This window comes from Pantoea anthophila (assembly GCF_026104315.1).
Taxonomy (GTDB): domain Bacteria; phylum Pseudomonadota; class Gammaproteobacteria; order Enterobacterales; family Enterobacteriaceae; genus Pantoea; species Pantoea anthophila.
The window spans coordinates 2,187,988-2,201,196 of the sequence record NZ_CP110473.1 but is presented as its reverse complement, the minus strand read 5'-3'; the positions used below and the strand labels follow the sequence as shown (position 1 = coordinate 2,201,196).

At 56.2% G+C, this 13,209-nt stretch carries 15 protein-coding genes and 1 other annotated feature; of the genes, 13 read left to right on the top strand and 2 right to left on the bottom strand.

Annotation, left to right across the window (positions count from 1 at the left end):
- Positions 1-3: 3 nt before the first annotated feature.
- The 13 genes from infC to OJ965_RS12735 all read left to right on the top strand — a co-directional run bounded on the left by infC (position 4) and on the right by OJ965_RS12735 (position 10,853).
- Positions 4-555: a translation initiation factor IF-3 gene (gene infC / locus OJ965_RS12795; protein WP_033736278.1), complete on the top strand. Its 552-nt coding sequence runs from the start codon at positions 4-6 to the stop codon at positions 553-555.
- Between the two features lie 100 nt (positions 556-655).
- A complete protein-coding gene (rpmI, locus tag OJ965_RS12790; RefSeq protein WP_009090535.1) occupies positions 656-853 on the top strand; it encodes a 50S ribosomal protein L35 in 198 nt (65 codons plus the stop codon).
- 41 nt (positions 854-894) lie between these two features.
- A complete protein-coding gene (gene rplT, locus OJ965_RS12785; RefSeq protein WP_006118956.1) occupies positions 895-1,251 on the top strand; it encodes a 50S ribosomal protein L20 in 357 nt (118 codons plus the stop codon).
- A gap of 117 nt (positions 1,252-1,368) precedes the next feature.
- Positions 1,369-1,494: a sequence feature (Phe leader region), on the top strand.
- Positions 1,374-1,418 carry a pheST operon leader peptide PheM gene (pheM, locus tag OJ965_RS12780; protein WP_106120997.1) on the top strand — a complete coding sequence of 15 codons (45 nt, stop codon included), beginning with the start codon at positions 1,374-1,376 and terminating at the stop codon, positions 1,416-1,418. It overlaps the preceding feature by 45 nt.
- A 71-nt stretch (positions 1,495-1,565) precedes the next feature.
- Positions 1,566-2,549: a phenylalanine--tRNA ligase subunit alpha gene (gene pheS / locus OJ965_RS12775; protein ID WP_009090534.1), complete on the top strand. Its 984-nt coding sequence runs from the start codon at positions 1,566-1,568 to the stop codon at positions 2,547-2,549.
- Between the two features lie 14 nt (positions 2,550-2,563).
- Entirely contained in the window at positions 2,564-4,951 is a 2,388-nt protein-coding gene (pheT, locus tag OJ965_RS12770) for a phenylalanine--tRNA ligase subunit beta (RefSeq protein ID WP_154928112.1), read from the top strand.
- Positions 4,952-4,955: 4 nt separating this feature from the next.
- Positions 4,956-5,258, top strand: a complete 303-nt coding sequence (gene ihfA, locus OJ965_RS12765) for an integration host factor subunit alpha (RefSeq protein ID WP_003853259.1) — start codon at positions 4,956-4,958, stop codon at positions 5,256-5,258.
- A 170-nt stretch (positions 5,259-5,428) separates the two neighbouring features.
- Entirely contained in the window at positions 5,429-6,412 is a 984-nt protein-coding gene (btuC, locus tag OJ965_RS12760) for a vitamin B12 ABC transporter permease BtuC (RefSeq protein ID WP_265136117.1), read from the top strand.
- A 40-nt stretch (positions 6,413-6,452) separates the two neighbouring features.
- Positions 6,453-6,998, top strand: a complete 546-nt coding sequence (locus OJ965_RS12755) for a glutathione peroxidase (RefSeq protein ID WP_265136115.1) — start codon at positions 6,453-6,455, stop codon at positions 6,996-6,998.
- Positions 6,999-7,748 carry a vitamin B12 ABC transporter ATP-binding protein BtuD gene (btuD, locus tag OJ965_RS12750; RefSeq protein ID WP_154928114.1) on the top strand — a complete coding sequence of 250 codons (750 nt, stop codon included), beginning with the start codon at positions 6,999-7,001 and terminating at the stop codon, positions 7,746-7,748.
- 68 nt (positions 7,749-7,816) lie between these two features.
- The gene (locus OJ965_RS12745) at positions 7,817-8,275 is read left to right on the top strand and encodes a C40 family peptidase (protein WP_154928115.1); all 459 of its coding nucleotides are present in this window, start codon (positions 7,817-7,819) and stop codon (positions 8,273-8,275) included.
- A gap of 294 nt (positions 8,276-8,569) precedes the next feature.
- Positions 8,570-9,316 carry an EAL domain-containing protein gene (locus OJ965_RS12740; RefSeq protein ID WP_046101724.1) on the top strand — a complete coding sequence of 249 codons (747 nt, stop codon included), beginning with the start codon at positions 8,570-8,572 and terminating at the stop codon, positions 9,314-9,316.
- Positions 9,317-9,401: 85 nt separating this feature from the next.
- Complete coding sequence (locus OJ965_RS12735; RefSeq protein WP_265139276.1) at positions 9,402-10,853, top strand: protein adenylyltransferase SelO; 1,452 nt, start codon at positions 9,402-9,404, stop codon at positions 10,851-10,853.
- Positions 10,854-10,860: 7 nt separating this feature from the next.
- On the opposite strand, the gene OJ965_RS12730 is transcribed toward OJ965_RS12735, so the two are convergent.
- Positions 10,861-11,907 carry a 3-deoxy-7-phosphoheptulonate synthase gene (locus OJ965_RS12730; protein ID WP_046101726.1) on the bottom strand — a complete coding sequence of 349 codons (1,047 nt, stop codon included), beginning with the start codon at positions 11,905-11,907 and terminating at the stop codon, positions 10,861-10,863.
- Between the two features lie 153 nt (positions 11,908-12,060).
- On the bottom strand, positions 12,061-12,888 hold the full coding sequence (ppsR, locus tag OJ965_RS12725) for a posphoenolpyruvate synthetase regulatory kinase/phosphorylase PpsR (RefSeq protein ID WP_009090518.1): 828 nt from the start codon (positions 12,886-12,888) through the stop codon (positions 12,061-12,063).
- Positions 12,889-13,209 lie beyond the last annotated feature (321 nt).

Below are 13,209 nucleotides of genomic sequence, written 5' to 3'. Positions count from 1 at the left end.
AGTATTAAAGGCGGAAAACGAGTACTACCGACGCGTCCGAACAAAATTAACAGCGAAATCCGCGCAACTGAAGTGCGCTTAACGGGCATGGATGGCGAGCCACTTGGCATCGTCTCATTACGCGAAGCTCTGGAAAAAGCCGAGGAATCGGGTGCTGACTTAGTCGAAATTAGCCCGAACGCCGAACCGCCGGTTTGCCGTATTATGGATTACGGCAAGTTCCTCTACGAAAAAAGCAAATCTTCTAAGGAACAGAAGAAGAAGCAAAAAGTTATTCAGGTTAAGGAAATTAAATTCCGTCCTGGAACCGATGATGGCGACTATCAGGTCAAACTACGCAACCTGATTCGCTTTCTGGAAGATGGCGATAAAGCCAAAATCACGCTGCGTTTCCGTGGTCGTGAGATGGCGCACCAGCAGATCGGTATGGAAGTGCTTAACCGCGTCCGTAAAGACCTGTGTGAAGATCTGGATTTGGCCATTGTCGAATCCTTCCCTTCGAAGATCGAAGGCCGCCAGATGATCATGGTGCTCGCTCCTAAGAAGAAACAGTAGGCTTTCAAGTAACATTAACCGCGCAGCGTTCGCGTTGTGCGGTTTTCTGTTCGCCTGTCTGGGTCATGTTATCAACAATGCGAAGTGGATATTTTTAAAAATGCCAAAGATTAAAACTGTACGTGGCGCGGCTAAGCGCTTCAAGAAGACCGCTTCTGGCGGCTTCAAGCGTAAACACGCAAACCTGCGTCATATTCTGACCAAAAAATCTACTAAGCGTAAACGTCACCTGCGCCCTAAAGGCATGGTGTCAAAAGGCGATCTGGGTCTGGTTTCTGCCTGCCTGCCGTACGCATAAGTCCATTTTTTTTAAACAGAATATAGAACAGGAGAGCTCACATGGCTCGCGTTAAACGTGGTGTAGTTGCTCGCGCACGTCACAAAAAAATCTTAAAACAAGCTAAAGGCTATTACGGTGCACGTTCACGTGTTTACCGCGTTGCCTTCCAGGCTGTTATCAAAGCTGGTCAGTATGCTTACCGTGACCGTCGTCAGCGTAAGCGTCAGTTCCGTCAGCTGTGGATCGCGCGTATCAACGCAGCGGCTCGTCAGAACGGCATGTCTTACAGCCGTTTCATCAATGGTCTGAAAAAAGCAGCCATTGAGATCGACCGTAAGATCCTGGCCGATATCGCCGTATTCGACAAAGTGGCCTTCACTGCACTGGTCGAAAAAGCGAAATCAGCTCTGGCGTAAGTCAGATAAAAAAGGGAGCTTGCTCCCTTTTTTATTGCCTGTAAGCTGCGCAAAAGATTGACATTTTCGTCTCCGCGCATTTCAATAGTGCCCTCGTAAAGCATGACAAGGTAACTGCAAGCATGAATGCTGCTATTTTCCGTTTCTTTTTTTACTTTAGCGCCTGACATCCGGGGGCTTTTGCGCATAAGAAAAGAAACGAAAAATCGCGCTAAAAGCCTCCCTCGTGGAGGCTTTTTTGTTTCTGGCGTTAGCATACTGGACCGGCAGGTCCCAACAAGAACTGACCAGCCTGACTGGAAAAAGAGGAAATTATGTCCCAACTTGCAGAACTGGTGGCCAGCGCCACGGCGGCTATCGACGGGGCGACAGATATCGCCGCCCTTGACGCGGTGCGCGTCGAATATCTCGGTAAGAAAGGGCATCTGACATTACAGATGACCACCTTACGCGAGTTGCCTGCTGAAGAGCGCCCTGCAGCCGGTGCGGTAATCAACGAAGCGAAACAGCAGGTCACCGACCGCCTGAACGCGCGTAAAGAGGCGCTGGAATCGGCGGCGCTGAATGCGCGTCTGGCGGAAGAGACCATCGATGTGTCACTGCCGGGTCGCCGCATTGAAAATGGCGGCCTGCATCCGGTCACCCGCACGATGGATCGCATTGAGACCTTCTTCGGTGAGTTAGGCTTTGCTGTCGTCACCGGGCCGGAAATTGAAGATGATTATCATAACTTTGATGCACTCAATATTCCTGCTCACCACCCGGCTCGTGCCGATCACGATACCTTCTGGTTTGACGCCACCCGTCTGCTGCGTACCCAGACTTCCGGCGTGCAGATCCGTACTATGCAGGCTCAGCAGCCGCCGATTCGTATCATCGCGCCAGGCCGCGTCTACCGTAACGATTACGATCAGACCCACACGCCGATGTTCCATCAGATGGAAGGACTGATCGTGGATAAAAACATCAGCTTTACCAATCTCAAAGGCACGCTGCACGATTTCCTGAACAACTTCTTCGAAGAAGATTTGCAGATTCGTTTCCGTCCGTCCTACTTCCCGTTTACTGAGCCTTCAGCAGAAGTGGACGTCATGGGTAAAAACGGCAAGTGGCTGGAAGTGCTGGGCTGCGGCATGGTGCACCCTAATGTGCTGCGCAATGTCGGCATTGACCCGGAAGTTTACTCCGGTTTCGCCTTTGGTATGGGCATGGAGCGTCTGACCATGTTGCGCTATGGCGTGACCGATCTGCGCGCATTCTTCGAAAACGATTTACGTTTCCTCAAACAATTTAAGTAAGGGCAGGTTATCCAATGAAATTCAGTGAACTCTGGTTACGCGAATGGGTAAATCCAGCCCTGGACAGCGCCGCGCTGTCTGAACAAATCACCATGGCCGGTCTGGAAGTGGATGGCGTTGAGGCCGTCGCCGGTGCGTTCCACGGTGTCGTGGTTGGCGAAGTGGTGGAGTGCGGTCAGCATCCGAATGCTGACAAACTGCGTGTGACCAAAATTAATGTGGGCGGTGACCGTCTGCTGGATATCGTCTGCGGCGCGCCGAACTGCCGTCAGGGACTGAAAGTCGCTGTCGCCACCGTAGGTGCCGTGCTGCCGGGTGATTTCAAAATCAAAGCGGCCAAGCTGCGCGGTGAGCCATCAGAAGGGATGCTCTGCTCTTTCTCCGAGCTGGGAATCAGCGACGACCACAACGGCATTATTGAACTGCCTGCCGATGCGCCCGTGGGCACCGACATCCGCGCCTGGCTTCAGCTGGATGACAACACCATTGAAATCAGCGTCACGCCTAACCGCGCGGACTGTCTGGGCCTGATCGGTATCGCGCGTGATGTGGCGGTGCTGAACGGTCTGCCGCTGAACAAGCCAGAGATTCAGCCGGTCGCTGCCACGCTGAGTGACACCTTCCCGATTCAGGTTGATGCGGTGGAGGCCTGTCCGCGCTACCTGGGTCGCGTAGTGAAAGGCGTTAACGTTGGTGCGGCCACGCCATTGTGGATGAAAGAGAAGCTGCGTCGCTGTGGTATCCGCTCAATCGATCCGGTGGTGGATATCACCAACTATGTGCTGCTGGAACTGGGTCAGCCGATGCACGCCTTCGACCTCGATCGTCTTAACGGCGGCATCGTGGTGCGCATGGCGAAAGAGGGCGAAAAGCTGACGCTGCTGGATGGCACTGAAGCCAGCCTGCAGGCAGACACGCTGGTCATCGCCGATCACCAGCAGGCGCTGGCGATGGCGGGTATCTTCGGTGGCGAACATTCGGGCGTGAACAGCGAAACGCAGAACATTCTGTTTGAGTGCGCCTGGTTTGACCCGCTGGCGATCACCGGCCGCGCCCGTCGTCACGGTCTGCACACCGACGCGTCACATCGCTATGAGCGAGGCGTTGATCCGGCGCTGCAACATATCGCGCTGGAGCGTGCAACCGCGCTGCTGCTCTCCATCTGCGGGGGTGAAGCCGGCCCGATCATCGATCAGACGCATCAGGCCGCCTTGCCGGTTCCGGCGACGATCACCCTGCGCCGGGAAAAACTGGATCGCCTGATTGGTCATGTCATCGCCGATGAGCAGGTTACCGATATTCTGACCCGTCTCGGCTGCGACGTCACGACAGGCGAAGGTGAGTGGCAGGCGATCGCCCCGAGCTGGCGCTTCGACATGGCGATTGAGGAAGATCTGGTTGAAGAGGTGGCCCGCGTTTACGGCTACAACAACATCCCGAACGTGCCGGTGCAGGCGGGGCTGGTCATGACTCAGCATCGCGAAGCGAACCTGTCGCTGAAACGCGTGAAAAACCTGCTGGTGGATAAGGGGTATCAGGAAGCGATTACCTACAGCTTCGTTGATCCGAAGGTTCAGCAGCTGCTGCATCCGGGTGAAGAGGCGCTGCTGCTGCCAAGCCCGATCTCCAGCGAGATGTCGACCATGCGTCTCTCCCTGTGGACCGGCCTGCTCAGCGCAGTCGTCTACAACCAGAACCGTCAGCAGAGTCGCGTACGTCTGTTTGAGAGCGGCTTACGCTTTGTGCCCGACACGCAGGCAGATTTAGGCATCCGTCAGGATCTTATGCTGGCCGGTGTTATCAGCGGAAACCGTGTTGAAGAACACTGGGATCTGGCGCGCCAGGCAGTTGACTTCTATGATTTAAAAGGCGATTTAGAGTCGCTGCTCGATTTAACCGGCAAACTGGATGCGATCAGCTTCCGGGCTGAAGCCAATCCGGCGTTGCATCCGGGACAGAGCGCGGCGATTTATTTGCACGATGAACGAATCGGATTTATCGGAGTCGTTCATCCTGAGCTGGAACGTAAGCTGGATCTCAACGGCCGCACCTTAGTCTTTGAACTGCTTTGGAATAAGGTCGCAGACCGCGTCCTGCCTGACGCGCGCGAGATTTCTCGCTTCCCGGCTAACCGTCGTGATATTGCTGTTGTGGTGGCTGAAAACGTCCCTGCAGCAGATATCATCGCGGAGTGTAAGAAAGTTGGCGTAAATCAGGTAGTTGGCGTAAACTTGTTTGACGTGTACCGCGGTAAGGGCGTTTCTGAGGGCTTCAAGAGCCTCGCAATCAGCCTGATTTTGCAGGATACCAGCCGGACACTCGAAGAAGAGGAGATTGCCGCGACCGTTGGCAAATGTGTTGCGGCATTAAAAGAGCGATTCCAGGCAACCTTGAGGGATTGAACCTATGGCGCTTACAAAAGCTGAGATGTCAGAGTACCTGTTTGAGAAACTCGGGCTGAGCAAACGCGATGCCAAAGAGTTAGTAGAGCTGTTTTTCGAAGAGGTACGTCGCGCTTTGGAAAATGGAGAACAGGTAAAACTGTCTGGGTTTGGCAATTTTGACCTGCGTGACAAAAACCAGCGTCCTGGCAGAAACCCGAAAACGGGGGAAGATATTCCGATCACCGCGCGTCGCGTAGTGACATTCCGCCCGGGACAGAAGCTGAAAAGCCGCGTAGAGAACGCTACACCCAAAGAGACTGACTGAATTTCAGCGTTTCAAAAAGGCCGCGCAAGCGGCCTTTTTTCATGGTCTCACCCGCCGGTGACTGCGCTGGCGCGCCCGTCTGCCAGCAGGGCGCACACCGCCTCAACCACCTTTCTTTTTTCTGCAATCCCACTACAATCAAATCTCTGTTTTCTCAGCAAATCCAGCCTATGTCTCTGCTTGACCCGCTCGCGCTTCAGGCCGACCAGCGCGGCCAGAAATGGCTTATTACTTTAGCTCTTATGCTGCTTGCGCTGCTCTGTGGCAGCCTGTGTGCCGGTGACAGCTGGATCGTGCCCTCAGAGTGGTTTACGGAGAGCGGCCGGCTCTTTGTCTGGCAGCTGCGGCTGCCGCGTAGTCTGGCGGTGATGCTGGTCGGTGCATCCCTGGCAGTGTGCGGCGTCGTGATGCAGGCGCTGTTTACCAATCCGCTGGCCGAGCCTGGCCTGCTGGGCGTCTCAAACGGAGCGGGCATCGGTCTGGTGCTGGGCGTGCTGCTGGGCAGCGGCTCGCTGTGGAGCCTCGGCCTGGCCGCGATGGCCGGAGCACTCATGATTACGCTGATCCTGCTCTGTTTCGCGCACCGTCAGCTCTCGGTGACCCGGCTGTTACTCACGGGCGTGGCGCTGGGGATTATCTGCAGTGCCATCATGACCTGGGCTGTTTACTTCAGCACCAGCCTCGACCTGCGTCAGCTGATGTACTGGATGATGGGCGGCTTCAGCGGCATTGACTGGCGCTATGGCGGAATGATGCTGGCGCTGCTGCCGGTGATGCTGGCCCTGAATGCGACGGGACCCATACTGAATCTGCTGGCGCTGGGGGAAATCTCCGCTCGTCAGCTCGGTCTCTCTCTTTTCTACTGGCGCAATCTGCTGGTGCTGGCGATGGGCTGGCTGGTCGGTATCAGCGTTGCCATGGCCGGTGCCATTGGTTTTGTCGGGCTGGTGATCCCGCACCTGCTGCGGCTGAGCGGCATCAGCGATCACCGTTATCTGCTGCCCGCCTCTGCGCTGGCTGGCGCAGGCGTGCTGTTAGCGGCCGATATCGTCGCGCGTCTGGCGCTGACATCGGCCGAATTACCGATAGGCGTGGTCACGGCGACACTCGGCGCGCCGCTGTTTATTCTTTTACTGGTAAAATCTTCGCGCTAGCTTTCGGCTGGCTACTCTGCATCCACAACAGGAATTCAGCATGAACATTTATGACACTGAACTGGTTACGCTTGATGGTGAAAAAACCACGCTCTCTGCGTGGCAGGGCAAGGTACTGCTGGTGGTAAACGTCGCCTCGAAATGTGGCCTCACCCCGCAGTATGAGGAGCTGGAGAATCTGCAGAAGGCCTGGCAGGATCACGGCTTCAGCGTACTGGGTTTTCCCTGCAATCAGTTTCTGGAGCAGGAGCCTGGCAGCAGCGAAGAGATCAAAACCTTCTGCAGCACCACCTATGGCGTGACATTCCCGATGTTTGCCAAAACCGACGTTAATGGGGAAGGGCGTCACCCGCTCTATGCTCAGATGATCGCAGCCTGTCCTGACGCCGTTCGTCCCGAAGGCAGCGGTTTTTACGAGCGTCAGGTGAGCAAAGGGCGCGGACCGAAAGCGCCGGGCGACATCCTGTGGAACTTTGAAAAATTCGTTATTGGCCGGGATGGTCGCATTGTCCAGCGGTTCGCGCCTGATATGACGCCGGAAGATCCCATTATTCTGGAAACCATTAAACAGGCCCTGGCGAAATAGATGCTGCTGCGCCTGCAACAGGTGGCGCTCGCCGGGCGGCTGTGCTCACTGAACGGTGAGCTTGCCGCCGGTCAGTTGCTGCATGTCGCCGGTCCGAACGGCGCGGGAAAAAGCACGTTGCTCAGCGTTGTTGCCGGACTGGAGGGCGCGTCCGGCAGGATCGTGCTGGATAACCGTCCGCTGTCCGGGTGGAGCGGCCCGGCGCTGGCCCGGGCTCGCGGCTGGCTTCCCCAGCAGCAGGCCCCCCTGAGTCAGATGCCGGTCTGGCACTATTTACGGCTGCATCTGAAACAGAGGGGGGCGCAGGATGAAGATCGGCTCAGCACGCTGCTGCAGCAGCTTCAGCTGCAGGATAAACTCGCCCACTCACTGACCCGGCTCTCCGGCGGGGAGTGGCAGCGTGTCCGACTGGCGGCGGTCTGCCTGCAAATTGATCCGCGCATCAATCCAGACGGGCGGCTGCTGATTCTGGATGAGCCCATGACCGCGCTGGATATCGCCCAGCAGAAAGCGGTGGACGATCTGATCGCCGGACTCTGTGCGGCGGGCATCAGCGTGATCGCCAGCAGTCACGATCTCAACCACACGCTGCATCAGGCGAATCAGGTCTGGCTGATGGAGAGGGGACAGGTCATTGCGCAGGGCGAACCGGCCGCGGTTCTGACCCCGCAGCGGCTGACACCGCTTTATGGCATCGCCTTCCGGCAGATTGAGCTTGAAGGACGCAGGCTGCTGACCGTCCTGCCCTGACACTTGCTACCCGGCGGGCTTTACCGCTACATTAAACCGGTTGCAACTTCTGATAAGGACATTTGGCGATGCGCCTGGGTTTGCTGATTTTGATTCTGCTGCTGACGGGATGCAGTCATCACGCCCCGCCGATTAATGGTCGTCTCTCCGACTCAATTACCGTGATTGCAGAGCTGAACGACCAGCTCGGTCACTGGCACGGCACGCCCTATCGCTATGGCGGCATGAGCCGCAACGGTGTCGACTGCTCTGGCTTTGTCTATCTGACCTTCCGCGACCGCTTTGCGCTGCAACTGCCGCGCACCACCTCAGCACAGAGTGATATCGGCACCCGTATCAGTAAAGATGAACTGCTGCCCGGCGACCTGGTCTTCTTTAAAACCGGTCGCGGGGAGAATGGCCTGCATGTCGGCATCTACGACAGTGATAATGCCTTTATTCATGCTTCCACCAGCCAGGGGGTAATCCGCTCCTCGCTGGACAACGTCTACTGGCGCAAAGTCTTCTGGCAGGCTCGCCGTATTTAACCGGAGAGTCTGAAATAAGACTTAAGTCCAATTTAAAATAGAGAAAAAACAGCCGTTAAAAGTTTTATTTTAAATGACAGTTTTTGAGCGGGGATTTTATTAGGCATAATAAATGCTGGTTTAATTCCGCTAATAAGCGCAGTTTTGTCGTCACTATTTGGCTTAAGCGTCATCGCAGGCTGGCAAACGGTGGTGGAAGGGCAAAGAAGGTCGTCTCTTCAATGATTTGGCGCTATTGCCTGAGCCTGACCATTACTATACGATATCAACATCGCCGCATATTCTGGCATTAAAATGAAAATTCATCTTTCGGCCGACTATCAGTCGGAAATCTGGTTTTATCCTGTCTGTGATGCTGACGGACGGCTGGCTGCTGTTGAGCTGGTTACGCAGTTTGTGCATGAAAGTGCGCCGATCACACTGCCTCAGGATCTGCTGCTGCCGCAGCTCGATGAGTCGCAGCAGTTACGCCTGCTGCAAAGTCAGATTAGCCTGCTGGAGCAGAACCGTGCGTTATTTGAGTCGCACGACGTCTCCGCATTGATCCGTATTGATGAAGGGATGGCCCGGACGCTGCTGGCCAGCGAATTAGTGATGCGCAAAATAAAGCAGCTGCCCTTCATTCTGCTGAATATCACTGAAACGTTTCCGCAGCTGAAGCTCGGAAAAAATAATCCGCTGCTGGCGAGCCTGCATGATGAGTTTAATTTAGCGCTTTCCCATTTTGGGGCTGGCAAAACACCCTCGAATGCGGTCTACGATAATTTATTCAGCTGGATCTGTCTGGATAAAGAGTTTATTCACTCCCTGGCAAAGCGCGCGTCGTTTGTGCCGTTCATGCAGAGCATTATCGATAATTTCCGCACCCATTGTGACCGGCTGATTATTTGCGGCATCGACGATGATCGGCTGCTGGATAAAGTGAGCCAGCTCAGTGGGGTCGATTTTCAGGGCGCACTGTTCCCGGTGGTCAAATCTGACGCGTTGCGTTCCCTGATCCGCGCCGACAGTCGCCGACCCTCTTCTCAGCATCCTGGTTGATGGAACCTGTTTAATCCCCGGTATCAGCGTTACACTGAAGGTTTTGGCAAACCGACGTCTCGCTGAGCATCGCATGGGAGAAACAATGTCCTCAGGCAAGCTATCTTTTGACAATACCTGGTTCCGGGAGCTTACCGGATGCTATACCGCGCTTAACCCTACGCCGCTGGCAGGCGGACGCCTGCTCTATCATAACGCCCCGCTGGCCGCCTCAATGGGGCTGGATAGCGCACTCTTCGCCGGTAACGGGCATGACGTCTGGCACGGCGCGGCACTGCTGCCCGGTATGCAGCCACTGGCCCAGGTGTACAGTGGCCATCAGTTTGGCGTCTGGGCCGGTCAGCTGGGCGACGGGCGCGGCATCCTGCTGGGAGAACAGCGCACAGAGGATGGCGAGAAACTTGACTGGCACCTCAAGGGCGCGGGCCTGACCCCCTATTCCCGCATGGGGGATGGGCGGGCGGTGATCCGTTCCAGCGTTCGCGAGTTCCTGGCCTCTGAAGCATTGCACCATCTGGGGATCCCCACCACGCGCGCCCTGACCCTGTCGATTGGCGATGAGCCGGTTTACCGTGAAACGGCGGAGCGCGGTGCAATGCTGATGCGCATTTCACCCAGCCATCTGCGCTTTGGTCATTTCGAGCATTTCTTTTACAGCCAGCAGCAGGAGAAAGTGCAGCAGCTGGCCGACTACGCCATCCGCCATCACTGGCCGCATCTGGTGGAGGAGGCGAATCGCTATCAGCGCTGGTTTACCGACGTTGTGGTGCGCACTGCCCGGCTGATTGCGCTGTGGCAGAGCGTGGGCTTCGCGCATGGCGTGATGAATACGGACAACATGTCGATTCTGGGCCTGACCATCGACTATGGCCCCTATGGTTTTCTGGATGATTATCAGCCTGACTTTATCTGCAACCACAGCGACTATCAGGGGCGCTACAGTTTTGAAAATCAGCCAATGATAGGCATGTGGAACCTTAACCGTCTGGCCCATGCGCTGTCAGGGCTGCTGACGACTGAACAACTGCGCACGGCACTCAGCGCCTATGAACCTGAACTGATGCGGGTGTGGGGAGAGCGGATGCGGGCTAAACTCGGTTTACTGACTCAGCAGAGCAGCGACAATCAGATCCTGACCGACCTGCTGGCGCTGATGACGCAGGAGCACAGCGATTACACCCTGACGTTCCGGCAACTGAGTGAGACGCAACAGGCGGAAAGCCGCTCACCGCTGCGGGATGAGTTCATTGATCGTGAGACCTTTGACCGCTGGTATCAGCGCTACCGCAGCCGCCTGATGGATGAACAGGTCAGCGATGCGGAGCGTCAGGCGGTAATGAAGGCAGCAAACCCGGCGGTGATACTCAGAAATTACCTGGCACAGCAGGCGATTGAAGAGGCTGAGCAGGGAGAGCAGGGCGCGCTGGCGCGTCTGCACCAGGCGCTGCAGCAACCCTTCAGTGATGAAACAGCCGCCGACTATCGTCAGCGGCCACCAGACTGGGGTAAAACGCTTGAGGTGAGCTGCTCCAGCTGACAGAGACTCAGAGGCGGTGAGAAACCGCCTCGGCCAGCAGGGCGAGAACAGCTTCGCTATCCTCCCAGCCGAGGCAGGGATCGGTAATCGACTGGCCGTAAACCAGGGGCTCACCACTCACCACCTTCTGATTGCCCTCCTGCAGGAAACTTTCAATCATAACGCCCGCCACGGCACGCGATCCTGCTTTGATCTGCTCCGCGACATCCGCGGCCACATCCTTCTGACGACGGTGCTGCTTCAGGCAGTTGCCGTGACTGAAATCGATGACCAGCTGCTCTGGCAGATTAAAGGCTGACAGACTCTCAGCCGCCGCCGCGACGTCACTGGCATGATAGTTGGGCTGTTTACCGCCACGCAGAATCACATGACCATGCGGATTGCCGCTGGTCTGATAAATGGTCATCTGGCCCAGCTTATCCGGCGAGAGGAACATATGGCTGGCGCGTGCGGCACGAATCGCATCCACAGCAATCTGGACGTTGCCATCGGTGCCGTTTTTAAAGCCGACCGGGCAGGAGAGGGCGGAGGCCATTTCGCGGTGGATCTGGCTTTCAGTGGTGCGAGCGCCAATCGCGCCCCAGCTGATCAGGTCGGCAATAAACTGGCCTATCACCATATCCAGAAATTCGGTGGCGGTAGGCAGGCCCAGGGCGTTGATGTCGATCAGCAGCTTGCGGGCAATAGAGATGCCACGGTTCACATCATAACGACCATCCAGATCCGGATCGGAAATTAATCCTTTCCAGCCCACTACGGTGCGCGGCTTTTCAAAGTAAGCGCGCATAACAATCTCCAGTCGGTCGGCATAGCGACTGCGAAGCGCATTCAGGCGCTCAGCATACTCCAGCGCCGCTCGGGGATCGTGCAGCGAGCAGGGGCCGATCACCACCAGCAGGCGGGGATCTTCACCGGTCAGAATACGGGCAATACGTTTGCGGGCTGCAGTGACATTATCGGCAATCGCCGCAGAGACAGGGTGCTCAGCCGCCAGGCTGGCAGGCGTAATCAGATTACCAATGCGCGCGGTACGCAGTTCGTCAGTTTTATTCATGAGTTTCTCGAAAACGGTTCTTCGCAGCGGTGAAATACCGGGAAGTGATGGTGGTCACAATAAACCATCAGGGTGCGAATTCAACCCGGAATTTGATAATGAAATCAGAACCGACGGCAGCAACGCTTTACATCGTCTGCCCGCTCCCGCTTCCTAGTACATGCGGCGTGTCAGACCCATGATGTCGAGAATTTTTGTGGCTATCTCCTCCACCGAGTAGTTGGTGCTGTTCAGGTAACGGATCTGGTGGGTGCGGAACAGGGCCTCCACTTCGCCCACTTCCAGCCGGCACTGGCGCATTGAGGCGTAACGGGTATTTTCCGCCCGCTCCTGGCGGATGGCCGCCAGCCGTTCCGGATCGATGGTCAGCCCGAACAGCTTGTTCTGATGCGCGCGCAGGGCGGGCGGCAGCTTAAGGTTGTCCATGTCGTCAGCAATGAACGGGTAGTTGGCAGCACGGATACCAAACTGCATTGCCAGATAGAGGCTGGTGGGCGTCTTGCCGCAGCGTGAGACGCCGACGAGGATCACCTGCGCATCCTCCAGCCCGCGCAGCGAGATGCCGTCATCATGGGCCAGGGCGTAATCGATCGCCGCGATGCGGGCATCATATTTCCCCAGGTTACTGGCATCCAGACCGTGGGTGCGGTGAGCCACTGGCGCAGGCGCTAATCCCAGCTCCTGCTGCAGCGGGGCGACCAGCGCCTGTACGATGTCCTGACAGAAGCCCTCGCTCTGCACGATGATGTCGCGCACTTCCGGTGTGACTATCGAGAAAAAGACCAGCGGCCGGACGCCGCTCTGCTGATACAGCGCGTTGATCTGAGCTTTAACCGCCAGCGCCCGCTGGACGTTTTCAACAAACGGCAGCGTCAGGCTGGTGATATTGACCGGGAACTGCGACAACACCGCATGGCCCAGCACTTCAGCCGTGATGGCGGTACCATCGGAAATATAGAAAACGCTTCTGTCAGTTGTCATAACCGCTTCTGTCCTGAACAAGAGTGAGTTATCAGCATGCGTCATGCGGCGAAAAAAATCATGCCGGATGTTCATTTCTGGAATCGCTATCCGGGTTATTTATCCGGAGATTCAAGGCACTGGCTACAAAGCGAACGTGGGGATTTTGCTGTTTTAACCGTCTGAGGGGCGGTTTTCTGGCAGCGTCTGGGCGGGTTTGTTGCGCAACAAAAACCAGCGCCCTGATAAGGGAAAATTTAACTTACATCAAAATATCAATGAGTTAGGTAAAAATGGCGATTTTGCGCAACGGCAAAATAAAACGCTCACAATTCCGAAACT